This window comes from Cohnella baijiui (assembly GCF_020731285.1).
Taxonomy (GTDB): domain Bacteria; phylum Bacillota; class Bacilli; order Paenibacillales; family Paenibacillaceae; genus Cohnella.
This window is the reverse complement of record NZ_JAJFOW010000005.1, coordinates 269840-292463: the sequence shown is the minus strand read 5'-3', so window position 1 is coordinate 292463 and position 22624 is coordinate 269840. Positions and strand designations below refer to the sequence as shown.

Annotated in this window: 24 protein-coding genes and 1 riboswitch; of the genes, 7 read left to right on the top strand and 17 right to left on the bottom strand. The window is 62.1% G+C overall.

Annotation, left to right across the window (positions count from 1 at the left end; all coding sequences use genetic code 11):
* Nucleotides 1-46: 46 nt before the first annotated feature.
* A complete protein-coding gene (locus tag LKX83_RS08110) occupies nucleotides 47-1114 on the bottom strand; it encodes an ABC transporter substrate-binding protein (protein WP_227881658.1) in 1068 nt (355 codons plus the stop codon).
* A gap of 101 nt (nucleotides 1115-1215) precedes the next feature.
* Nucleotides 1216-1329, bottom strand: a riboswitch (TPP riboswitch).
* A 315-nt stretch (nucleotides 1330-1644) separates the two neighbouring features.
* Here LKX83_RS08110 and LKX83_RS08105 point away from each other — a divergent pair.
* Nucleotides 1645-1842: a WYL domain-containing protein gene (locus tag LKX83_RS08105; protein ID WP_227881657.1), complete on the top strand. Its 198-nt coding sequence runs from the start codon at nucleotides 1645-1647 to the stop codon at nucleotides 1840-1842.
* Between the two features lie 460 nt (nucleotides 1843-2302).
* On the opposite strand, the gene LKX83_RS08100 is transcribed toward LKX83_RS08105, so the two are convergent.
* The 3 genes from LKX83_RS08100 to LKX83_RS08090 are packed head-to-tail and all read right to left on the bottom strand — an operon-like array spanning nucleotide 2303 to nucleotide 4174.
* The gene (locus tag LKX83_RS08100) at nucleotides 2303-2785 is read right to left on the bottom strand and encodes a YhjD family protein (protein ID WP_227881656.1); all 483 of its coding nucleotides are present in this window, start codon (nucleotides 2783-2785) and stop codon (nucleotides 2303-2305) included.
* Complete coding sequence (locus LKX83_RS08095; RefSeq protein ID WP_227881655.1) at nucleotides 2782-4041, bottom strand: DNA polymerase IV; 1260 nt, start codon at nucleotides 4039-4041, stop codon at nucleotides 2782-2784. The genes LKX83_RS08100 and LKX83_RS08095 overlap by 4 nt, the downstream gene beginning before the upstream one ends.
* On the bottom strand, nucleotides 4031-4174 hold the full coding sequence (locus LKX83_RS08090) for a hypothetical protein (protein ID WP_227881654.1): 144 nt from the start codon (nucleotides 4172-4174) through the stop codon (nucleotides 4031-4033). Before LKX83_RS08090 ends, LKX83_RS08095 begins: the two co-directional genes overlap by 11 nt.
* A 194-nt stretch (nucleotides 4175-4368) precedes the next feature.
* On the opposite strand from LKX83_RS08090, the gene LKX83_RS08085 reads away from it, so the two are divergent.
* Nucleotides 4369-5067, top strand: a complete 699-nt coding sequence (locus LKX83_RS08085; protein WP_227881653.1) for an SOS response-associated peptidase — start codon at nucleotides 4369-4371, stop codon at nucleotides 5065-5067.
* A gap of 61 nt (nucleotides 5068-5128) precedes the next feature.
* Here LKX83_RS08085 and pdaA read toward each other — a convergent pair whose 3' ends face one another.
* Together pdaA and LKX83_RS08075 are read right to left on the bottom strand one after the other, a co-directional pair.
* Nucleotides 5129-5914 carry a delta-lactam-biosynthetic de-N-acetylase gene (gene pdaA, locus LKX83_RS08080; RefSeq protein WP_227881652.1) on the bottom strand — a complete coding sequence of 262 codons (786 nt, stop codon included), beginning with the start codon at nucleotides 5912-5914 and terminating at the stop codon, nucleotides 5129-5131.
* 273 nt (nucleotides 5915-6187) lie between these two features.
* On the bottom strand, nucleotides 6188-6475 hold the full coding sequence (locus tag LKX83_RS08075; protein WP_227881651.1) for a stage VI sporulation protein F: 288 nt from the start codon (nucleotides 6473-6475) through the stop codon (nucleotides 6188-6190).
* 237 nt (nucleotides 6476-6712) lie between these two features.
* On the opposite strand from LKX83_RS08075, the gene LKX83_RS08070 reads away from it, so the two are divergent.
* Entirely contained in the window at nucleotides 6713-7930 is a 1218-nt protein-coding gene (locus LKX83_RS08070; RefSeq protein ID WP_227881650.1) for a glycosyltransferase family 39 protein, read from the top strand.
* 123 nt (nucleotides 7931-8053) lie between these two features.
* On the opposite strand, the gene recG is transcribed toward LKX83_RS08070, so the two are convergent.
* The 4 genes from recG to LKX83_RS08050 form a co-directional block, all read right to left on the bottom strand.
* Complete coding sequence (gene recG, locus LKX83_RS08065) at nucleotides 8054-10105, bottom strand: ATP-dependent DNA helicase RecG (protein WP_227881649.1); 2052 nt, start codon at nucleotides 10103-10105, stop codon at nucleotides 8054-8056.
* 39 nt (nucleotides 10106-10144) lie between these two features.
* On the bottom strand, nucleotides 10145-11005 hold the full coding sequence (locus tag LKX83_RS08060) for a DegV family protein (RefSeq protein WP_227881648.1): 861 nt from the start codon (nucleotides 11003-11005) through the stop codon (nucleotides 10145-10147).
* Nucleotides 11006-11027: 22 nt separating this feature from the next.
* On the bottom strand, nucleotides 11028-12869 hold the full coding sequence (locus LKX83_RS08055) for a DAK2 domain-containing protein (RefSeq protein ID WP_227881647.1): 1842 nt from the start codon (nucleotides 12867-12869) through the stop codon (nucleotides 11028-11030).
* Between the two features lie 111 nt (nucleotides 12870-12980).
* On the bottom strand, nucleotides 12981-13340 hold the full coding sequence (locus LKX83_RS08050; protein ID WP_227881646.1) for an Asp23/Gls24 family envelope stress response protein: 360 nt from the start codon (nucleotides 13338-13340) through the stop codon (nucleotides 12981-12983).
* Nucleotides 13341-13606: 266 nt separating this feature from the next.
* Here LKX83_RS08050 and LKX83_RS08045 point away from each other — a divergent pair, with 266 nt between their 5' ends.
* Together LKX83_RS08045 and rpmB are read left to right on the top strand one after the other, a co-directional pair.
* On the top strand, nucleotides 13607-13795 hold the full coding sequence (locus LKX83_RS08045) for a YHYH domain-containing protein (RefSeq protein WP_227881645.1): 189 nt from the start codon (nucleotides 13607-13609) through the stop codon (nucleotides 13793-13795).
* A gap of 105 nt (nucleotides 13796-13900) precedes the next feature.
* Nucleotides 13901-14089 carry a 50S ribosomal protein L28 gene (gene rpmB, locus LKX83_RS08040; RefSeq protein ID WP_185121791.1) on the top strand — a complete coding sequence of 63 codons (189 nt, stop codon included), beginning with the start codon at nucleotides 13901-13903 and terminating at the stop codon, nucleotides 14087-14089.
* A gap of 164 nt (nucleotides 14090-14253) precedes the next feature.
* On the opposite strand, the gene spoVM is transcribed toward rpmB, so the two are convergent.
* The 7 genes from spoVM to rsmB all read right to left on the bottom strand — a co-directional run bounded on the left by spoVM (nucleotide 14254) and on the right by rsmB (nucleotide 21363).
* Entirely contained in the window at nucleotides 14254-14334 is an 81-nt protein-coding gene (gene spoVM, locus LKX83_RS08035; protein ID WP_123039970.1) for a stage V sporulation protein SpoVM, read from the bottom strand.
* A gap of 133 nt (nucleotides 14335-14467) precedes the next feature.
* The gene (gene rpe / locus LKX83_RS08030; protein ID WP_227881644.1) at nucleotides 14468-15127 is read right to left on the bottom strand and encodes a ribulose-phosphate 3-epimerase; all 660 of its coding nucleotides are present in this window, start codon (nucleotides 15125-15127) and stop codon (nucleotides 14468-14470) included.
* A gap of 3 nt (nucleotides 15128-15130) precedes the next feature.
* Entirely contained in the window at nucleotides 15131-16036 is a 906-nt protein-coding gene (gene rsgA, locus LKX83_RS08025; protein WP_227881643.1) for a ribosome small subunit-dependent GTPase A, read from the bottom strand.
* Nucleotides 16037-16055: 19 nt separating this feature from the next.
* Entirely contained in the window at nucleotides 16056-18107 is a 2052-nt protein-coding gene (gene pknB / locus LKX83_RS08020) for a Stk1 family PASTA domain-containing Ser/Thr kinase (protein WP_227881642.1), read from the bottom strand.
* Nucleotides 18104-18868 (bottom strand): Stp1/IreP family PP2C-type Ser/Thr phosphatase, encoded by a 765-nt coding sequence (locus LKX83_RS08015; protein WP_227881698.1) that lies wholly within the window; start codon nucleotides 18866-18868, stop codon nucleotides 18104-18106. Before LKX83_RS08015 ends, pknB begins: the two co-directional genes overlap by 4 nt.
* A 5-nt stretch (nucleotides 18869-18873) precedes the next feature.
* Nucleotides 18874-19953, bottom strand: a complete 1080-nt coding sequence (rlmN, locus tag LKX83_RS08010) for a dual-specificity RNA methyltransferase RlmN (RefSeq protein WP_227881641.1) — start codon at nucleotides 19951-19953, stop codon at nucleotides 18874-18876.
* A gap of 69 nt (nucleotides 19954-20022) precedes the next feature.
* Nucleotides 20023-21363 carry a 16S rRNA (cytosine(967)-C(5))-methyltransferase RsmB gene (rsmB, locus tag LKX83_RS08005; protein WP_227881697.1) on the bottom strand — a complete coding sequence of 447 codons (1341 nt, stop codon included), beginning with the start codon at nucleotides 21361-21363 and terminating at the stop codon, nucleotides 20023-20025.
* A 57-nt stretch (nucleotides 21364-21420) separates the two neighbouring features.
* On the opposite strand from rsmB, the gene LKX83_RS08000 reads away from it, so the two are divergent.
* A complete protein-coding gene (locus tag LKX83_RS08000) occupies nucleotides 21421-21774 on the top strand; it encodes a hypothetical protein (protein WP_227881701.1) in 354 nt (117 codons plus the stop codon).
* 193 nt (nucleotides 21775-21967) lie between these two features.
* Complete coding sequence (locus LKX83_RS07995; protein ID WP_227881640.1) at nucleotides 21968-22528, top strand: hypothetical protein; 561 nt, start codon at nucleotides 21968-21970, stop codon at nucleotides 22526-22528.
* Nucleotides 22529-22624 lie beyond the last annotated feature (96 nt).

The window sequence follows — 22624 nt, the reverse complement described above, 5'->3', positions numbered from 1 at the left end:
CGGAACGCCGGACCGGGCGCGGATGCCCGGCCCGGACCTCGCCGCCTTACCGCGGCAGAAATTCGTTGGTGAACATCGCGTCGTAGTCGAGCTCTTTTTTCAACAGGCCGTTCTCCTTCAGAAACTCGGCGTACCCGGACCAGACGTCCCGTTTCTGCTCGCCCCAGCGCGGCGCGTCGTCTTTGTACTTCGGGCTCAGCCACTTCTGGCTCGCCTTGACGAGGTCCGCGTTCAGATCGGGGTTCGCCTTCAGGAGAATATCGGCGGATTCGTCCGGGTGGTCGATCGCGTACTCGTAGCCTTCGGATGCGCCTTCGACGAACGCCCGCACGACGTCGGGCTTGCTTTGGATCATCTTCTCGCTCGTCGTCAGCACCGGCGTATAGTAGTCGAGCCGCTTGTCGTAGTCGGACAGGTAGACCATGTTCAGCTGGATGCCGCGCTGCTCGGCCTCGATGCCGGTCCATGCGTAGAAGATCCACTCGAAGTCGATGTCCTTTTGGATCGCGGTGAAAAAGTCGGCGGTTCCCGCATTGACGAACTTCACTTTTTTCGCGTCCCCGCCCTGCCCCTTCATCATCGAACCGATGACGGCCTCTTCCGCGGGAGAGCCCCAGCCGCCGTATGCGCGGCCTTCGAAGTCCTTCGGCTCCTTGATGTTCTTGTCCGCCGGGGAAGCGAAGCCCGACGTATTGTGCTGAATGATCGCCGCCAACGAGACGATCGGAATGTCCTGCTCGCGAGCCAGCGTCAGTCCCTCCTGCGCGCCTACGCCGAACTCCGCCGCGCCGCTCGCCACCATCTGATCGGCGCCGCTCTCCGGCGGCTGGACGATCTCGACGTCGAGCCCGCGCTTTTTCCACAAGCCCTGGACCTCCGCCACGTACAGCCCCGTGTGGTTCGTGTTCGGCGTCCAATCCAGGACGACCTTGACCTTGCCCAAGTCCGGGACGCCCGCCGGCGAACCCTCGCCGGAAGCCGGAGCGCTCGGCGAAGCGGCCGGGGAGCCGTCCGCGCCGTTGCCGCCGCCGTTCCCGCCGCAGCCCGCCAAGAGGAGCACCGCGGCCAGCGCCGCCACCCCTTTGTTACGCCACGCTTTTGCTTGTCCTGCCATGTGCCTCTCCCTTTCTGTTCGCCCTGCCGAGTCCAACAATGAAAAACGCCCCCCGGAACGGAGGGCGTCCAAATACAAGCATGGACAAAATAACGCGAAATCAATTCGCGTTCCCGCCTTCCTACGCTGGCATTAACCAGATCAGGTACAAGGGTCTGCATCGTCGAACGGGATGCACTCTCAGCCGGCCTTATCCAGCTCCCCCGGGGTTTGTTCGGTTGTCGTTTGCAGTGGTCTTTGATATCGATTCTCATTATAGCAGAAGTTTCCGCGCTGTCTACCCCCGGCGCCCACGCGGAAGGGCCAAACGGCGGAGTTGGATGGGACGGGCCGGATGGACGAAGGGCCAAGCGGCGGGGCGTGAGTTCAAGTTGCGGCCAAACGTGGGAGCTCCTCCCCTACGCGCGCGACAGAGCGCCGTTTTCGCTCCAGAATAGGGCGGAGCAGGTATGTTTTCTCGCTTGTAGGGGAACAATTGTTCGTAGTAAAATAGAAGAACAAACGTTCCCGTGTCGGGAGGAGGCGAAGCCATGCCGGAGCGCTATATCGGCAGGACCGTCGAGATGATCTATCTGGATCGCCAAGGACAAATTACGCAGCGTGTCATTCAAGTGCGCCAAATCCGGGATGGCCGGGTGCTGGGGTGGGATCTGGACAAACGAGCCCCCCGCTCGTTCGACGTCGACCGCATCCTCGCGGTACGCGCGGTGCCGCGCCGTGTCTCATGACCGCAGGAGCGCGGACTCCCCTCGGACAGCCCGCGCTCGGGTTTCGGGGTTCGCCCCCCGCCATTTCCGCCGCACGTAGGAGTCCAGGACTCCCTCTTTTCACGCTCGACCCGTCGTTTCCGCGCATGTAGGAGTCCTGGACCCCTTCTTTGACGCTTAACCCGCCGTTTCCGCCCATGTAGGAGTCCTGCACACAATTGGATCCTCAGCATCAAGAAGGGGCTGTCCCCAGGTCTTCACGACCTGGGGACAGCCCCTTCGCTTCCGCGATACCGGCGAGCACCACGAACGCCCTCTCGTAGCCGAGGCCCTGCATATCGACGCAGAAGCCCGACGCCCAGCCATGCGCTCCGTCCAAACGCCGCGCACATACCGCGCAGGCCGCAACTTGCCCGGCTGCCCTCTATCTCTCACATCCCTTAACGCCTTCTCGGCGCCTCTCTTCACCCGTGTCTCCCGGTCAGGTGGAGGGCTGCTGCTCCTGGAGCAGCTTCGAAATCTCGCCCATGTATTTGGCCATCCGGACGCTGATCTCCGCCCGCATTACCTCGCGGACGATGCCGAGACGCTCCTCGTAGCCCCGGCAGACGAAGCGGTGATATACGATCAGGTCCACCTGCTCGTCGCCGACGATGCGGATGCTCCGCCGGCTCAGCTCTCGGCGCAGTTCGTACAGGTCGCGGCTGATGCGGTTCATGAGCACCTGGGCGGACAGCAGATACAGCCGCTTCAGAACCCCTGTGGAATTCCGCATGTCGTCGATCCCCTTCTGCACCATCGTCATCATATGCGGCAGCAGCACGTAATCGCGGATCAGCGTCAGCTCCTCGGGCGTCGGATGGCCGCTCTTCTTGACCGGATCGCCCCGCCCTTCGTACTGCTCCTGGTGCTCCGTAAGCAGCATCTTCGACTGCCAGCGTCCGTTTCCCTGGAGTTTGTTCACTTGTAGTGACCCCCGATCTGCGCCGCCCGCTCGCGGGCGACGCCGGACTCGAGCAGCGAGGACGCGCGCATGAGGGCGTCGCTCCCGTAACGGTCCTTGATCTTGTCGGCCGCCCGCTCGATGCGGTACGCGGCGGCGCGGTCCTCGAACAAGGTCAGCTGGAACACGTCGTCGTCCGACAGCTCCGTCAGCGTGACGCTCAACCTGCCGACGGGCAGCCCCGTCCAATGCTCGACGAACAGCTTGTGCACGGCGGCGGCGACCTCGTGCGTCAGCGAGCTGGGGTGGGGCAGCGTCGTCTGGCGGCTGAACCAGGACGAGCGTTCTCCGTCCGTCCCGGCCGCGGCCACGGAGACGACGCGTCCCATATACCCGTGGCGCCGGCTGCGGCGGCACACCTCCACCACCAGCTCCAGCAGCACCACCTCGATGTCCTCGAGCTTGCGGTACAGCTGGCTGCGCAACGCCTTGCCGTGGCCGATGGACTTCAGCTTGTTGCGAATGCCGGGCACGACCGGGCTCGGATCGATACCCCGTGCCGTCTGCCAGTAATATTCGGCCTGGATGTCGCTCTGCTTGCGCATCTCATGGCGCATGCGCCGCTTGAACTCGCCGAGCTCCAGGCGGGCGATGTCCCCGATCCGGGTGAGCCCCATCCGCGTAAAGTGGCGCGTCATCCGGGAGCCGACCATGAACATCTGGTGCACCGGAAGCGGCCACAGATCCTCCTCCAGCCGGTCGAAAGTGAGGGCGAAAATGCCTTCGGGCCGCTTCTTCGCGAAGTTGTCCGTCGCCATCTTCGCCAAAATCTTCGTCGGGCCGATCCCGACGCGGGACCACACCCCCGTCGCCACATGGACATGGGTCTGCAGCTGGCGGGCAATCTCTTCAGGAGAGCCGTAGGAGGAGATGGAGCCGGTAATGTCGAGGAACTGCTCGTCGATGCTGTAGGGCTCGACTTGGTCCGTCACGGACTCGTAAATCTCGGTGATCAGCAAGGAAATGGAAATGTATGTCTGCATCCGCGGACGAATGACAACGAGATCGGGGCACTTGGCGAGCGCCTCCCCAACCCGCTCCGCCGTCGTGACGCCGCGGGCCTTCGCGATCGGGCAAGCCGCCAGGATGATGCCCGACTTGCGGGCGGGATCGCCGACGGCCACCGGCTTGTCGCGCAGATCGGGGCGTGCCGCCTTCTCGACCGACGCGTAGAACGACTGGCCGTCGATGAGGAAAATGCTTCGCTCAGACGCCATGGCGCATCACCCGCCGCGCGCGGATCCGGCCGGCTGCCGCCAGGGCGGACGGCCTCTCCCGCTCCGGGACTTCGCCCGGTCTCATGCTGTTCATCGCGCTGCTCCAGCCGCGCATATCGGTGCTCAACGGCATGAAGGTCGCCTCCCTTGGTATCGAACGTTTGTTCTTATTTTAATACGAACAATTGTTCCCGTGCAAGGGTCAAAATATTCCGGTTCGTCCCCTTTTTCCATCACCTCCGCCAGCGGTCCGCCAGCGGTCCGGTTTGCGGTATAATGGAGAAAAGGACGGGCTCGGCGGCGGGCCGCGGAAAAGGAGGAATCGCCATGTGCGGACGTTATACGATCACGGTGCTGCTGGAGGAGCTGATCGCGCACTACTTTCTAGACGAGGCGTCTTCGTCCTACTACGGCCCCCGCTACAACGTGGCGCCGGGACAGCTCGTCCCCGCCATCGTAAGCGACGGGCGGCGGAACCGGCTGGGCGAGCTCAAGTGGGGCCTCGTCCCTCCATGGGCCGACGATCCGAAGATCGGCTACAAGATGATCAACGCCCGGTCCGAGACGGCGCTGGAGCGTCCGGCTTTCCGCAGCGCGCTCCGGACCAAGCGCTGCCTCATTCCGGCGGACGGCTTTTACGAATGGCAGAGAACGGCGGACGGAGGCAAGCGTCCGATGCGCATCACCTTGCGCGGCGGCGGCTTGTTCAGCCTCGCGGCGCTTTACGAAACGTGGGTCGGGCCGGACGGCGCCAAGCTGCATACGTGCGCGGTGCTGACGACGTCGCCGAACGCGCTGATGGCGGACATCCACGACCGGATGCCGGTCATCCTGCGCCCGGAGGACGAAGCGCGCTGGCTGGATCGCCGCATCCAGGATCCCGGCCCGCTCCTTCCGCTGCTTGCACCTTATCCGGCCGGCGAAATGACGGCTTACGAGGTCGACCGCCGCGTCGGCAACGTCGCCAACGACGATCCGGCCTTGCTCGCGCCCGTAGGCGGAGGCGAGCAAGGCACGCTTTTCTAACCCCGAAACGAAAGCCGAAGCCATTCCCTCCCCGAAGGAGCGAAAAGCCTCGGCACGCGCGTCAGCGGTAGCTTTTGACCAGCATCTGATGAAGACTTTTGAACTCGTAGCCTTGCTTGCGGGCGTCGTCGATGATTCTGCCGAGCGCGCGGGCATTGTCGCTCGATACCGAATGGAGAAGCATGACGGCGCCAGGATGCAGTTGCCCCATGACGCTGTTGTAGGCGAAGTCCGCCCCCTTCTGCTGCTTCACGTCCCAATCCTTGTACGCGACCGACCAAAAGACGTTCGTATAGCCATACTCCCGGCATGCGGCCAGCATACGATCGCCGAATATGCCTCGCGGCGGACGCAGGAACGGCATTTCCTGCCGGCCCGTCAGCTCCGCGACCGCCAGTCGGACCTTCTCCAACTCGTCCTTGATTTGGGCGGACGACAACCGCGTCATATCCGGATGGCTCCAAGAATGATTGCCCACGACATGCCCCTCGGCGGCCATGCGCTTGACCAGCTCCGGCTGATCCTTCACATAATGCCCGGTGACGAAAAAAGCCGCCGGAACCCTTTTGGCCTTCAGCAGATCGAGAATCTCGGCCGTAAAGCCGTTCTCGTACCCGTTGTCGAACGTCAGATAGAGCTCTTTTTGGGTCGTATCCCCGAGAAAAACGGCTTGGTGCTTCCGCACGACGCTCATGAAGCCTTCTTCGGCGATCGAGGGAAGCTGCCCGTTTTTGCTCTTTTTGAACCCGAAGTGGTACGGCTCCGAAACGCCCTGCGCCGCGGCGGCCGGAACGGCAATCCCCCAGCACCAGACGAGGACGGTCAGCAGCGCGACCCATTTTTTCATCGTGTATTCCCTCCTAAGCTGTAAATGTTCCTTTATCCGAGAAGGCTTCTCTCGTTCGCAGCCGAAGGAACCGGTCGTCAAGGTCGTAATCGGATGTAGGTTGTACCTGCGCAGGGGCTCTTATGCGCTTTTCGCCCGGCGGAAACGAACGAAGCCGCATCCCGTCGATCGGGATGCGGCTTCGTTGGTTGGCGAGGCGATTTCCGGCGTTAGCCGGATTACGCGGCGTCTGCGCGCCTTGCGCGCGATTTCGCCCGGTCGCAGCGCCCGGACTTAGCGGAACATCGCCCACAGCCGGATCAGGTGCAGCGTGTTTTTTGGGTCGATCCTTTGCGCCAGCACGAAGCTGACGAGCTGCTCCTCCTGCACGTCCGTGAGCGGTTCGTTCAGGATGCGGCCTGCCGACTTGACGAGGCGTTTGACCTTCGCCCGGTCCTGCAGATCGAACTTGTTGACGCCGTCCAGCAGCGCCTTCATGCGGTCCTTGGTCGCCGGATTTTTCATTTTGAATTTCACGCGCTCGACCAAATCCGGTCGGATGCCGAATTTTTGCCAGCTCATCTCGGTCACTTCCCTTCGGGCACTCTTCGTTCTATCCTATGCCGGGAAGGAGGCGAAATGTCCCTCCGAAAAGCGCCGTCCGCCGCTGACGACAAGCCCATTCGAAGACCATTTTGATTTGTTCAAAATGGCAATTAAGCAAATATTAAGAATTCCGAGTGCAACTCTCCGCGAAATGATTCCGTATAGTCTAAATCGATACTCGCGATTGAAATAAAGGGAGAGAAGCCGTTAAAAATGAAAGTCAACCGAAAAATAATGATAACTTCTCTATTAGTCATAGGTTTCATTATCAGATTAAGCGTGATGAACTGGGGAGGAACGCTTGCAGGGGATGAAATCGGTTACGACAAGATGGTAAAACAACTACTTTATGAGGGTATTTACGGTTATACTCCTTATTCTTATTCGCATGTTTCAAATGCGTTTACGACACCGGGATATCCCTTATTCATTGCTGTATTTTATTGGATTTTTGGATTTAACGAAGCTTACATCCCTATAGAGCCGATAAGAATATTTCAAGCGATCCTTTCTGTTGGAAGTGCTCTAATTTTGTACAACATCTCGCTACCTATCATCAAAAACAAACATATATCCCTTTTCGTCATGATTTTAATGTTATTTCATCCATCTTTTATTTATTCTTCATCCTTTCTCTTGACGGAAACGCTCTATACATTCGTATTCCTATTATTTATTCTTTTTCTAACCCTTTCCTATAACGGATCACGTTTTAACCATTTATTTCATTTCATTTCCGGGTTCGCATTTGCGATTTGCGTACTCATTCGACCAGCCATATTTCCTTTTATCCTCGTTTACTGCCTTTATCTTTTGATTCTAAACAAAAACGAGCTTAGGAAAACGTTACGGACGTTATTATTATTGCTCTTAGGCTTTGGAATTGTAATGTCGCCCTGGATCGTTAGAAATTACGTTTCTTTAGGAAAATTCGTAATGCTGGCTGAGCAAGGCGGAAATCCATTATTATGGGGAACCTATCCCTTTAATGCGGCACCCAAAATAGATGTGAGTCAAGATCCCGCTATGATGAAAACAATGGCAATGGAGAGAATAAAGAGCGGGTTTACAAAGCAGCCTTTACTTTACGCCAGTTGGTACACATGGGGAAAATCTTGGTATTTAATCAAAGCGATCTGGCCCGGCAATAACCAGGTTGCGAATGAACCGACGATTCGGCTTTTGCATTATATTGTTGTTTTTATGGGATTCTTAGGGATGATCGTCATGTCTATTCAGTACAAAACCAAAGAAATATGTACCCCCGCGTTGCTCGGTTTTATAAGTTTCGTTGCTTATTTGCCTTTTGCTCCCACGCCAAGATATTTCTTTTCCGCGATCCCCATTTGCATGTTAGGAATGGGATACTTATTCGTTTTCATCTATCATGCAGTTATTTCAAAAAGCACAATAAAGAATTTTATAAAATAAGCACTGGGTAAGTTTTTTGGAAGGAATCGCGAAGAGCTAAAAATAGGGCCTGCGAACTGCGGGGACGCGCAGGTTCACAGGCCGGTTTCATTGATAGATGCGGCTAAGTTAACGATTCATATCTCAGTCCAGCGCCTCTCTGCCGGCCCGTGCCTCGCGCGCGAGGTCGTCCCGCAGGCCGGCATAAGCCGGCGACGACCAAAACGCCGGGTCCGCCGCGAGCGCGGCCGCGTCGTCGCGCGCCTGCTCCAGCACGGCGAAGTCGTTGATCAGATTGGCCAGCCTAAACTCCGGCACACCGCTTTGCCTGGTTCCGAAAAATTCCCCGGGTCCCCGCAGCTCCAAATCGCGCCGGGCGATCTCGAAGCCGTCGTCGGTATCCGTCATCGCCTGCATGCGCTCGAGCCCGTTCTCCGACTTCGGGTCGGCGATCAGCACGCAGTAGGACTGCCGATCGCTCCGACCGACCCGCCCCCTCAGCTGGTGCAGCTGCGATAGGCCGAACCGGTCCGCGTCCATGACGATCATCAGCGTCGCATTCGGCACGTCGACGCCGACCTCGATGACCGTCGTCGAGACGAGCACCGACGTCCCGCCCTCGGCAAACGTCGACATCGCCGCGTCCTTCTCCGCCGCCGACATGCGGCCGTGCAGCAGTCCGATCTGCAGGTCCGGCAGCGCGAGCCGCAGCTGCGCGTGCAGGTCGATGGCGTTTTGCACGTCCAGCTTTTCCGACTCCTCGATGAGCGGGCAAATAAAAAACGTCTGGTGCCCAAGCTCCGCTTCGCGCCGGATGAAGCTGAGGACGCGGTCCATCTTGTCGTGCTTGACCCAATACGTCTTGATCGGCTTGCGCCCCTTCGGCCGCTCCCGAATCGTGGATACGTCCATGTCGCCGAAGACGGTGATGGCGAGCGTTCGCGGGATCGGCGTCGCGGTCATCATGAGCACGTCCGGGTTCAGCCCCTTGCGCCGCAAAATGCTGCGCTGGTTGACGCCGAACCGGTGCTGCTCGTCCGTCACGACGAGCCCGAGCCGCCGGAAAAAGACGTCCTCCTGGATCAGCGCGTGCGTGCCGATGACGATGTCGATCAGGCCCATCTGCAAGGCGGCGAGCGCGTCCTTCCGCTTGCGTTCGGTCATGCTCCCGGTGAGCAGCGCCACCTGGATGCCGTGGGGCTCGAACAGCCGGCCGAGCGACCGCGCGTGCTGCTCCGCCAAAATTTCCGTCGGCACCATGAGCGCGCCCTGGCAGCCGTGGCGGACGGTCGCGTACAGCGCGACCGCGGCGACGACGGTTTTGCCGGCGCCGACGTCGCCCTGCAGCAGCCGGTTCATCGCGAACGGCTGCTTCATGTCGTGCGTAATTTCGTTAATGACCTGCTTCTGGCCTTCGGTCAGCTCGAAGGGCAGCGCGGCCGCGAACGCGCGGATGTCCTCGCCGCTGATCTTGTGCGCGATCCCGTCCGGCGTCTTGCGGTTCAGCGCCCGGTACGCCTGCAGTTTCAGCTCGAACAGGAACAGCTCCTCGTACACCATGCGGCGCCGGGCCTCCTGTCCTTCGTTCGTGTTTTCCGGACGATGGATCCGGTGAATCGCCTCGCGCCGCGGCATGAGCCGGTGCCGGTCGAGCAGCTCCGCCGGCAGCAGCTCGGGAATCATCGCGCCGTATTGGTCGAGCGCGCGGTCGATCTTCTGCCGCATCCAGGACTGCGTCAAGCTGCCGGCGACCGAGTAGACCGGCTGCAGCGTCCCCGAGCGGCCGCCGCCGCGGTCCGGGAACTCCGATTCGGCGACGGTCAGCTGCCGGCGGCGCTGATCCCATTTGCCCGTCAGGATGATGTCGCGGCCGACCTCCATCTGGTCCTTCAGAAAGGCGCGGTTGAACCAGACGGCCGTGAGCAGCAGCCCCTCCACGGTGACGCGGCAGATCAGGCGGCTTTTGCCGCCGAACCGCTGCAGCGACGCGTGCGCCGCGATCGTGCCCTGGACGGTGATCTTTTCCCCGTCCTTCACCTCGTGCAGCGCCCGCACCCGGTAATCCTCGTACCGGAACGGATAGTATTCGATCAGATCGCCGACCGTGGAAACGCCTAAGGCGTGAAGCTCTCCCGCTTTGGGAGCGCTCACGCCCTTCATGGCCTCGATCGGGATGGCAAACAAATCCGTCTCCATGTCCATCCACTCCGTTATCGCCCCGCCCCGAAGCCGGCCTTAGGCCGTCCCGGCGGGTAGTACAAACAAGCCGACGGTACCCGGTCCGGCATGCGCGCCGATGACCGAGCCGACCTCCGACCGGTGGAACCGCCGCACGTCGAACCGCGACTTCAGCATCTCGGTCAACTCGTCGGCAACCTCCGTATCGCCCGGCGTATCGACGATCAACAGCTCGATCGGCCCCGTCCCGAAGTCCGTTTCGATCAGCTCCGCGATGCGCGCGAACGCCCTTTTTTGCCCCCGTACCTTGTCAACCGGGTAAATGACGCCGTCGTCCCCGATCGTCAGGATCGGCTTGATGTTCAGCAGCGTGCCGAACAGCGCCGCCGCCTTGCCGATCCGGCCGCCGCGCTGCAAATACTCGAGCGTATCGACCAGGAAATACAGCCGCATCTCCTTGCGCAGCCGCCCGATTTCCGCGACGATCTCGTCGTGCTTCGCGCCCTGGCGGGCCATCTCGGCGGCCTTCACCACCATCATGCCGTAGCCGTAGGAGGCCGAGCGCGAGTCGATGACCGTGACGCGGCCTTTGCCTTCCAGCATCGACTCGGCAAGCACGGCCGACTGGTACGTTCCGCTGAAGGCCGAGGACAGGTGCACGGAGACGACCGACTTCCCTTCCGCGACGATCCGCTCGTAAACGCTCAGAAACTCGGCCGGCGAAGGCTGGGACGTCTTCGGCATGCCGCCAAACGCCTTCAGCCGCTCATAAAATTGGGCGGGAGAGAGCGTGACGTGATCCAGATAGCTCTCCTCGCCGAAAAGCACTTGCAGCGGCACCATCTCGATGCCCAGACGTTCCCGGGTTTCCTGCGGAATGTCCGCCGTGCTGTCCGTTACCAGTACCACTTCGCTCACCGGCATTCTCCTTCCTCTCTCCTCATTGCTCGACCAGGATCAGATACGGGTACAGGGGCTGTCCGCCCGCGTGGCTCTCGACTTCGGCGTCCGGATACCGCTCGGCCAGCCAGCCGAGCAGGTCCCGCGTGTCGGCCTCGTCCGCGTCGGCGCCGCCCAGCACCATGACCGTCTCGTCGCCGGCGGACATCATCTCCTCCAGCAGCGCCCGCGCCGCGCCAATGACGGTGTCCGCCGCCGCGACGATCTTCTTGTCGAGGATGCCGATATGCTGCCCGCCCCGGATCTCGACCCCGTCCATGACCGTGTCCCGGACCGCCTGGGTGACCGAGCCGGACAGCACGCGCTGGATCGCCTTCTCCATCCGATCGGCGTTGTACGCCGGCGTCTGCTCCTCCTGAAACGCCAGCATCGCGGCCATCCCTTGGGGGATGCTGCGCGTCGGGACGACCGTGACAGGCCGGTCCGCCAGCTCCTGCGCCTGCTTGGCGGCGAGCAGGATGTTCGGATTGTTCGGAAGCACGAAAATATGCTCGGCGGCGAGCGACTGAATCGCTTGCATCAGATCCTCGGTGCTCGGATTCATGCTTTGGCCGCCGGAGATAACGATGTCCACGCCGAGGCTGCGGAACAGCTCCGCGTTGCCTTCGCCGACGCTGACCGCGACGACCCCGAACGGCGCCATCTCATGGGCGAGCGGATGCGCCTCTTCGGCCGGCGCGGCGGATTCGCCCGCGTAGCCTTCGGTCACCGGCGGAATGCCGGATGCCGCTTCGAAGCCAAGCGCCTCCGCCTCCTCCGTGTAGGGCGCGTTCACGCGGGGCGCCTGCTCCGGACGCAGCAGGTCGCGATGCTGGTCCTGCATGTTGAGGATATGGAAGTTGGTCAGCTCCCCGTAAGCCAGCGCGGCGTTCAGCACGTCGCCCGGACGGCGGGAATGGACGTGCACCTTCACGATGTCGCCGTCCGCGATCAGGATGATGGAGTCGCCGTCGCGTTCGAGCGCCTTGCGGAAGGCCGCCTCCGGAAACGGGGCGTGCGCGGAAGGCCGGCGGATGAAAAACTCCATGTCGTACGGGAACCAGATCGACTCCGTCGCGAGCTTCGACTGGGCGGCGGCTCTTGCAGGGACCGAGGCAGCGGCAGCGGCCGCCGCTGCGGCACTTGCCGACGGCGGCACCGGAGCCGGCGCGGCGAATACGGGGGCCGACGCCGGGTAGCCCGCGGCGCCCGCGCCTCCCGCCCATGCGGTCGTCAGGTAATGCACAAACCCTTCATATATAAAGACGAGCCCCTGTCCGCCGGAATCGACGACGCCCACTTGCTTGAGCACCGGCAGCATATCGGGCGTCCGCGCGAGCGTCTCGGCGGCTTTGGCATGAACCTCGCTCATCCATTCGATCAGGTCTTCCGTCTTGCGGGAATGGGCGAGCCCGTGGCGGGCGGCTTCGCGGGCCACCGTCAGGATGGTGCCTTCCACCGGCTTCACGACCGCCTTGTAAGCGGTATCAACTCCCTGTTGGAGAGCTGCTGCGAACCCAGGCACCCCGAGCTCACGCTGCCCCGCGACGGACTGGGCGAAGCCTCGGAACAACTGCGAGAGGATCACACCCGAATTGCCACGCGCCCCCATGAGCAGTCCTTTGGAGAGCACTTCGGCCGCGCGGCCGACTTCCTCCGCGGGTTTATTTTTCAATTCGGCCACGCCGGCCGACATGGTCAGATTCATGTTCGTGCCCGTATCCCCATCCGGTACCGGGAACACGTTCAGCGCGTTGATCAGCTCCGCGTTGCGCGAGAGCCGCTCCGCGCCGGCCAGCACCATCGCCGACCAGTCCGTTCCGTGCAAATTGCGCGTCGTCAATGAATATTCCCCTTTTCGAAGGCATATTCGAAGGTCGGCCGAGGCCGACGTTCGATTAGCCGAGGTGCGATCGGATGATGTCGAATCTGCGTTGCTTGCGTCCGGTCGTGCCTAGCGATTAACGCGTACGCCCTGAACGAAAATGTTCACATGATCGACTGCGAGCCCGACGACCTCTTCCAATACGTATTTGACTTTGGATTGAATGTTGTGGGCCACTTCCGAGATTTTGGTCCCGTAGCTCACGATGACGTACAAATCGAGGTGGAGCGCCTCGCCTTCCCGGCGAACCTCGACCCCTTTCGACAGGTTCTCCCTGCCGAGCATCTCGGCGATGCCATCCTTCAGTTGCTTGCGGGAGGCCATGCCCACCAGTCCATAACAATCCATCGCCGCCGATCCCGCGATGACGGAAATCACTTGGTCGGCTACGTCGATTTTCCCGTTTTCCGTCGCCAATTGCATAGGCATGGAAATTCACTCCTTTATGGGTCTATTATGGACCATACTTCATTGTACTATAAAGCACCCTCAAGTTCATCCCATTCGCGCAGCGGGGCGCCGATTTTCCCGTCTTGCCCGGTTTTAAGAATGATACCGTATGAGGAAGGATACGGTCAAACCGCCTGCCAGGTTTCGTTCACATCCGTCACGGCCCGGGAAAACGGAAGGGTTGAACAAGATCCGAACTCAGGTTACAGTAGGAATCGCCGCACGTTGCAGAAGTCCTCCATCCGATGGAGCCCGGCAGGCAGGTGATGGACCTGAAGAAAACGATCGCGTTTCTGCCCGCAGCTTCGCTCATCCTGGGCACGGCCGGCGCGGCGCCGGCCCACAGCGGGAAGCCGGGTAAGCACGGCGGGCACCACTGCTCGACCAAGTCGAAGAAAAAGGGATTGTGCACGGGTTATTATGATCATCGATAATGCGAAAACATCGGCTCGAAGCCGATTTAACCGATTGCAACCCCCTAGGCCGTATGCTATGATATTAGAAGTGTCTGCAAGGTCTTGGTAGGGAGGTGGATTTTAATGGCTCGCAAATGTTATATCACGGGTAAGAAACCGAGCTCCGGCAACAACGTCTCGCACGCCAACAACCACAACAAGCGTTCGTGGGGCGTCAACGTACAAAAGGTTCGCATTTTGGTGAACGGAAAGCCGAAGCGCGTCTACGTCAGTACACGCGCCCTGAAATCCGGCAAAGTAACCCGCGTCTAATTCCGCTGCGATCGCGGCGCATGACAAAAGCACCTGGAGGCCAGGTGCTTTTTGTTATGTTTACGGCAAGTTCGGGTTCGCCCTCGCCAAGCTTGCACAGACCGTCGCAAGCGGCTTCCCGGCAGAGCCGGCGCCTCCGGGAACCGCGGGTTCCTCGGGAGGCGTCAGTTTTTTTGGAATGTGTTCAAGAGCGCTTTTACGAATCCGCCCAAAAACTTCGGCAGCTTGATGGTGTAAAACTTCATCGTTCCCACCCTCCTCCGGTCAAATGCCTTTGCCGCTCATGCCTACATACGGCCGCGCATCTTCATCCGCATGCGCCGTTGATTCAATGTATGCAAAAGAGGCTTGACCCTATACCGAAGGGGAGACGAAATTTCAGCCGGCGGCCGCATCCTTGAGCGCCGCGATCGCCTGGGCGCGGTCGGCCTGCGCGAAGATGAAGTTGCCGGCGACGAGCGCGTTCGCGCCCGCCTCCGTCACGCGCTTCGCGGTCTCGGCGTTGATCCCGCCGTCCACCTCGATGTGGGTGGCGGCGAGACCGCGCGCATCGAGCGATTCGCGCAGCGCGCGGATCTTGTCCAGCATCGCGGGAATGAACGACTGTCCGCCGAAGCCCGGGTTTACCGTCATGATCAGCGCCAGATCGATATCCCCCAGCACGTAATCGAGCACGGACAGCGGCGTATGCGGGTTCAGGGCGACGCCGGCGGCGAGACCCAGTTCCCGGATCGCGTGGATCGTCCGGTGCAGGTGAACGCAGGCTTCGGCATGAACCGTGATCCGGTCCGCTCCGGCGGCCTTCAAATCCGCGAACAGCCGCTCCGGCGTATGCACCATCAGGTGCACGTCGAAAGGCAGCTTCGTGTAGGAGCGGACAGCCGCCACGATCGGCGGCCCGAATGTCAGATTCGGGACGTACTGTCCGTCCATGATGTCGATATGAATCCAGTCCGCGCCGGCCCGTTCGGCGTCGCGGATTTCCTCTCCCAGTCTCGCGAAGTCCGCCGACAGGATGGATGGTGCGATAATGGCCATCGTCTAGTACCTCCGCGCTTTTTCTTTCCATTCGGTCATGAATTCCGCGTAGTGGCGGTAGCGGCTTTCGGCGACCTCGCCGCGCTCCAGCGCCTCCCGGACCGCGCACGACGGCTCGTGGACGTGCGTGCAGCCCCGGAACTTGCAGCCCGGCGCGAGCGCGCGGAATTCACGGAAGCAGGCGCCGATCTCTTCCACGCCCAGCTCCTGAAAGTCCAGTTGGCTGAAGCCTGGCGTATCCGCCACGAAGCCGCCGCCCGGCACCTGCACGAGCTCGACGTGCCGGGTCGTATGCTTGCCCCGTCCGAGCTTCTCGCTGATCTCGTTCGTCTCGAGGGCGAGTCCGGGCACGAGAGCGTTAAGAAGCGAGGACTTGCCGACCCCGGACTGGCCGGCGAACACGCTCACGTGGCCGTGCAGCTCCTGCCGCAGCGGTTCGAGACCCTCCCCTCGCCGGGAGCTGGTCACGACCACCCGGTAGCCGATCGACTCGTAGAGCCGTCTGGCGGCCTCCACATCCCCGCGGATACGGGCGGCGGCCTCCGCTGCCTCCAGCGCGTCGGCCTTCGTCAGCACGAGCAGCGCGTCCAGGCCCGCGTGCTCTATATGCACGAGGAACTTGTCGAGCAGCTGCAAGTTAAGCTCCGGCCGGATAACCGAGAAGACGAGCACCGCCAGGTCCGCATTGGCCACGGGCGGCCGGACGAGCGACGTCCGGCGCGGCATAATCTCGTCCACCGTGCCTTCGCCGTTCTCCGTCTCGCCGAAGACGACGCGGTCCCCGACGAGCGGAGACTCCCCGCGCTTCTTGAAGATGCCGCGAGCGCGGCACTGCACCGTGGCTTCTGCCTCATCGCCCTGCACGTAATAATATCCGCTTAGCGCCTTCACGATCGTGCCTACGGGCATGCGTCGAAATCCCCTTTGCTCATTGTCCGCCGTCCTGGTTCGTGCCATTATCGGTGCCGGCGTTCGGATCGTCCGTCGTGGTAGGATCCGGCGACGACGGCGGATCGACGATGACCGGCGCGTCCTCGTACGGGACCGGGATGCTGTCGAAATACTGGTCGTCCCGGAACACCATGATAAGCCCCTGCTGCCCCGGCGACAGCACGACCTTCACCGGAATCGTCGTCGTGGCGGAAATCTTTTTCGGTCCCCAGACGACATGGCTGTCGCCGAGCGCGTCGGTGACGACGATCTTGATCGTGCTCGACTTCCCTTCGACCGGCGACACCGTTACGGGCACCGACTTCTGCTTGGCGTCCGCCGGGAATCCGCTGCTGATCCAGATCTGCACCTCGGTGCCGGCCTGAACCGTTTCGTTCTGCTCGGCCGGGAATTGCTTGAACACCTTGCCTTTGGTCGTGTAGCTCGGCTCCTGGAAGATGTTGCGGTCCGGCAGCTTGAGGTTGTACTTCGCCAACTCGGCTTTCACTTCGGCGAGCGTCATACTGATCAGGTTCGGCATCGGGAACGACTCCAGCCCTTTGCTGACGGTCAGCGTGACCGTGTCCTTGGCCGGGTCGAACGTCTCGCCCGCCGCCGGCTTCTGGTCCAGCACCGTGCCCGGATCGCTCTCGTCGAACACTTCGTTTTTGACGACGTCCGTCGTCAGGCCGAGGCCCTTCAAGATGTCGACGGCGTCGTTGTACATTTTGCCCTTCAGCGCCTCCATCGTCGGCAGCTCGGGGCCGGTGCTCACCGTCAGCGTAACGGAGGAGCCTTCCTTGACGGCCATATCCTGCTTGGACTGCCGGATGACGTGGTTCTCCTCCACCTCGCTGCTGGCTTCCTTCAGGACGGGGTCGGCGACCTTCAGCCCGACCCCCTCCAGCTTGGTGCGAGCATCCTCCAGCGTGTCGCCGACGACGGTCGGCACCTGAACGTCCGAAGGGCTGAGCTGCCCCTTCAGGTAAAACACGGCCCACAGCAAAATGCCGATCAACAAGGCGGCCAGCAGCCCGAAGACGGTCGGCATCACCCAGCGGCGCCTGCGCCGCTCGGGCTCCGGCTCGTCCCGCCGCTCGCTTTCCGAGCCTTTCTTGATGATCGTGTCGCCCGCCGACGTGCCCATGTTGGGCCGGATCGCCGGAATGACGCGCGTTTGCTCTCCCTCGTCCGCGTCCTCGCCGAACTGCGCGCGCGGCTCGTTCAGCCGCTGCGGCTGCAGGCACGTCTCCAGATCCGCGAGCATCTCCTGCGCGGAGCGGTAACGCTCCTGCGGATTTTTGCGCATCGCCCGGAGGATAATGTTCTCCACGCTTTGCGGGATGTGCGGGTTGACGAGCCGCGGCTCCTCGAACGGCTCCTGCAGATGCTTGAGCGCGACGCTGATCGGACTCTCGCCGAGGAAAGGCAGCCGGCCCGTCAGCATCTGGTAGAGCACGATGCCCAGCGAATAGATGTCCGACTTTTCGCCGGTCGCCACGCCTTTCGCGTGCTCGGGAGAAAAGTAATGGACCGAGCCTACGACCGAGCCCGTCTGCGTGATCGTCGAAGCCGTTACGGCCCGCGCGATGCCGAAGTCCGTCACCTTAACCCGCCCGTTTTTGCCGATCAGGATGTTATGAGGCTTGATATCGCGATGAATGATCTGGCTATGATGGGCGTGATCGAGCGCGTCGCAGATCTGGCTGGCGATGCGCACGGCTTCCGCGGCTTGGAGCGGGGCCCGGTCGCGGATGATTTCGTTCAGGTTGGCGCCGTCCACGTATTCCATAATGATATAGTGCGTGTCGTCCTCTTGGCCGACGTCGTAAATGCTGACGATGTTCGGGTGGGACAGCGACGCCGCGGCCTGCGCCTCCCGGCGGAACCGGCGGACGAACTCGTCGTCGTGCACGAACTGCTGCCGGAGCACCTTTACGGCGACGAAGCGGTTCAGGAGGATGTCCCGCGCCTTGTAAACGAGCGCCATGCCCCCGCCGCCGACGCGGTTCATGATCTCGTAGCGTCCGCTGAGCAGATGTCCGATCATGGGGCACCTCCTTCTGCGGCGTCGGCCGGCACGTAGTCGATCAGGGCGACGGTGACGTTGTCGTAGCCGCCCCCTTCGAGCGCCAGGGCAATGAGCCGGTCTGCCGCCTGCTCCAGATCGAGATCCGGCGCCGTCAGCGTCCCAAGGATCGTCTCCCGCTCGACGAGATTGCTAAGGCCGTCGCTGCAAAGCAGCAGCCGGTCGCCGGGCAGCATGTCGATCCGCATGACATCGACGGCGACGTCGCGGTCGGTGCCGAGCGCCCGCATCAGCACGTTGCGGCGGGGATGGTTGGCTGCTTCCTCGGGGCTCAGCTGCCCGGACTTGGCGAGCTCGTTCACGAGCGTATGGTCCTCGGTGAGCTGCTCGATGGCGCCGCCGCGGATGCGGTATACCCGGCTGTCGCCGATATGGCCGATGAGCCCCTCCTTCTCGTCCACGAGGGCGAGGATGACCGTCGTGCCCATGTTGTGGTACTGGGCATGGCTCTCCGCCGCTTCGAAAACGGCGGCGTTCGCCTTCAGGATCAAATCCCGGAGCTTGCTCTCGCTCGCTTCTTCGGACAGGTCCGAAGCCCAGAGCGAAAGCGACCGGGACAACGTGTCGATGGCGATCGTGCTCGCCACGTCGCCGGCGTTGTGCCCGCCCATGCCGTCGGCCACCGCTGCCGCGGTCAAGCCGCTCGAGACGGTGCCGATCCACGCACGGTCTTCGTTTACTTGCCGGACTCGTCCGATGTGGCTTCTAAGCGCTGTTCTCAACCGCGTCACCTCGCCTGTGTCTCCATATGCTTCGCCCGCAGCTGGCCGCAAGCGGCCGCGATGTCGTGTCCCTGCTCCCGCCGGATCGTGGCGTTGATGTTCCGGCGCTCCAGGATGCGATGGAATTCGAAGATGTCGTCCCGCGGCGTCCGGACGTAGTCGCGCTCGGGCACGTAATTGACGGGGATCAGGTTGACGTGGCAGAGCATGCCCTGCAGCACCTTGGCCAACTCCTCCGCGTGCTCGGGCCGGTCGTTCACGCTGCCGATCAGCGCGTACTCGAACGTGATCCGGCGGCCCGTCTTCTCGATGTAGTAGCGACAGGCGTCCATCACTTCCTCGAACGGGTAGCGGCGGTTAACCGGCATCAGCTTGGAGCGCAGCGTGTCGTTCGGCGCGTGGATCGAGATCGCCAGATTGATCTGCGTGTTCTCGTCGGCGAACTTGAGCATGTTGGGCACGATGCCGCTCGTCGACACCGTGATGTGCCGCTGTCCGATGTTCAGCCCCTTCGGGTGCGTCATCTGGCGCAGGAACGTCATCGTCGCGTCGTAGTTCTCGAACGGTTCGCCCGAGCCCATGATTACGATGCTCGATACCCGTTCGCCTTCGGGGTCGAGCAGCTGCTGCGCCTTGACGACCTGGGCGACGATCTCGCCGGCCGTCAGGTTGCGCTTCAAGCCGCCGAGCGTCGAGGCGCAAAACGTGCATCCGATCCGGCAGCCGACCTGCGTCGTGACGCAGACGCTGTTGCCGTAGTTGTGCCGCATGATGACCGTCTCGATCGCGTGATTGTCCGCGAGGCCGAACAGGAACTTCACCGTGCCGTCCTTGGACTCCAGCTTCGTGATCTCGGTCAGCGTAACGAAATTAAAGCTGTCCGCGAGCTTCTCGCGCAGCGCCTTGGAGAGGTTCGACATCCCGTCGAAGTCGGTCGCGCGCTTCACGTACAGCCAATCGTAGATTTGACCGGCGCGGAAAGCGGGCTCGCCCTGCGCCTTGACCCAGTCCTGCAGCTGCTCGAGCGTATAATCGTAAATGAAAGGTTTCCCGTCAGCGGGAACGTAATCTTTGTTTTTTAACAAGGGAAGTCACCACCATTCGCTCTATTTTACCATAAACGCCCCTCCCGCAGAAGATTCGCAGGTGCGGCCTTATTTGCGTCGCAATCGGGCGATAAAAAACCCGTCGCTGCCGAAGTGCTGGGGCAGCAGCTGAACCATTCCCTTGAACGGGGCGGGCAGCGCGCCGGCCGTTCGCAGCGGCGCGAGCGTCTCCTCCGGCCATGCCGGATCGAGCGCGAAATCGGGACGGTCCCGGAGAAACGCGCGCACCGTCTCCTCGTTCTCCTCGGGCGCGATCGTGCACGTGCTGTAGACGAGCGTGCCGCCCGGCTTCACCATGTCGCCCGCCGACGCGAGCAGCCGGCGCTGCAGCGATGCCAGGCTCGCGATGTCCTCGGACCGCTTGTTCCACTTGATCTCGGGCTTGCGCCGAATGACGCCGAGCCCGGAGCAGGGCGCGTCCAGCAGCACGACGTCCATCGCGCCCGCCGGCAGGCGTTCCGCCAGCGTCTCCGCGTCCCCGACGCGGGTCGTCACGTTGGACAGCCCAAGTCGCTCCACCTGCTCGCGGATGAGCGCCTCCTTGTGCGCGTGCACGTCGTTGGCGACGACTTCGCCTCGTCCGTCCATCCGCTCCGCCAGGTGCGCCGCCTTGCCGCCCGGCGCTGCGCAGCAGTCGAGCACGCGCATGCCCGGCCGGGGGTCGCATACGGCGGCGACGAGCATCGAGCTCTCGTCCTGCACCGACAGTAACCCTTCGGCGAACCAGGGCGTCGACGCGAGGCTTCCCACCCGCGAAGCGACGATCCCTTCCGCCGTCAGCGCCGACGGCCGCGCCTCCACGCCTGCTTCCGCCATCCGCGCGAGCAGGTCCTTCCGCGACGCGCGGGTGCGGTTCACGCGGCCCGAAACGTGGGGCGGCGTGTTGCCCGCCGCGCACATCGCTTCAGCCGCGGCTTCGCCGTAGGCGGCTATCCAGCGTGCGACGAGCCAGCTCGGGTAGCTATGCTCGAGCGCGATGCGCTCTACCGCCGGCAGATCGGCGGGCAGCGGGGGCGCCACGCCTTCGCGCAGCAGGCCGCGCAGCACGCCGTTGACGAGGCCGGCGATGCCCGCGTGTCCGCGCCGCTTGGCGATGCGGACCGCCTCGTCCGTGACGGCGTGCGCGGGCACGCGGTCGAGCCAGCGGAGCTGGTAGTAGCTCAGGCGCAGCAGGCAGCGCACCCACGGCTCGAGCTTCGCGGGCCAGCCTTTTACGCGCGCCGCGAGCACGTAGTCGATCGTGCGCAGTCGCTGGATCGTCCCGTAGACAAGCTCGGTGGCAAGTCCCGCGTCCGCGCGGGACAGCCCGGCCTCCGTCAGCGTACGATTCAGTTCCAGGCCGCTGTAGGCACCCTTCTCCTCGACGCGAAGCACCACTTGGAGTGCCACCTCCCGCGCGGTGGCCGGCTGCTTGCGGGCGCCCGAGGCGCTTTTGGGCGGCCGATTGTGGGCGCTTTGGGCGCCTATGTTCGGCTGTTTGCCGACGCTTTTGGCGTTATTGTGCGGTTGTTTGGCGGCGCTTTGGGCATCAATGCGCGGCTGTTTGGCTGTGCTTTGGGCGCTTTTGTGCGGTTGTTTGGCGGCGCTTTGGGCGCCTTTGTGCGGTTGTTTGGCGGCGCTTTGGGCGCCTTTGTACGGTTGTTTGGCGGCGCTTTGGGCGCCTTTGTGCGGCCGATCGCCAGTGGCCGGTGCCGTTTTGAACGGCCATTCGCTGGCATCTTGTCCGCTTTGAGCTGGCTGATTGCGGGTGCTTCGGGCGCCTTTGTGCGGCTGTTTGCCGGCGTCATGCGCGACTCTTGATGACTGATCGCTGGCACCTTGTCCGCTTTTGGCCGGCAGTTTGCCGGTGCTTTGTCCGCTTCTGGACGGCGGACCGCCGGGTCGGCTTTCCGTCCGCGGGCTAGCCGCCTTCGCCAGTTGGGCGAAGGAGCGCTTCGAATTGTTTTGTCCTTCCAAATCCGCACCTCGTTCCTTTCGAGACGGGCCGCGGGCAATGGCGCCGCCATCGTCCGTTCCTCTCGAGTATATCCCGTTCGTCTATGAAAATTGCGAAATGCGCCGATGCTCCCGTTTTCAAGCCGAGCAGCGTGCGGCTTCGCCGGTCATTTCGATCGTTGTAGGTAGTTTGCATACGCACTTTGGTGCCGGACTGGCTTCTTCGACGAATGTAGGTAGTTTACATACGTACATTGGCGCTTACTCGACCAATTCGATGAATGTAGGTAGTTTGCGTACGCACTTTGGCGCTTGCTCGACCATTTCGTTGAATGTAGGTAGTTTGCATACGCACTTTGGCGCTTACTCGACCAATTCGATGAATGTAGGTAGTTTGCGTACGCACTTTGGCGCTTGCTCGACCATTTCGTTGAATGTAGGTAGTTTGCATACGCACTTTGGCGCTTGCTCGACCATTTCGTTGAATGTAAGTAGTTTACATACACACTTTGGCGCTTGCTCGATTCGGCCGATCTTGCCGCCGCAGCCTCCATGTAGGCGTCCACGACTCCTTCTTCGGCCGATTTTGCCACCGCAGCCTCCATGTAGGAGTCTATGACTCCTTCTTCGGCCGATCTTGCCGCCACAGCCCCCATGTAGGCGTCCACGACTCCTTCTTCGGCCGCCATTGCCTGCTCGAGGCACTCCGCGCTCC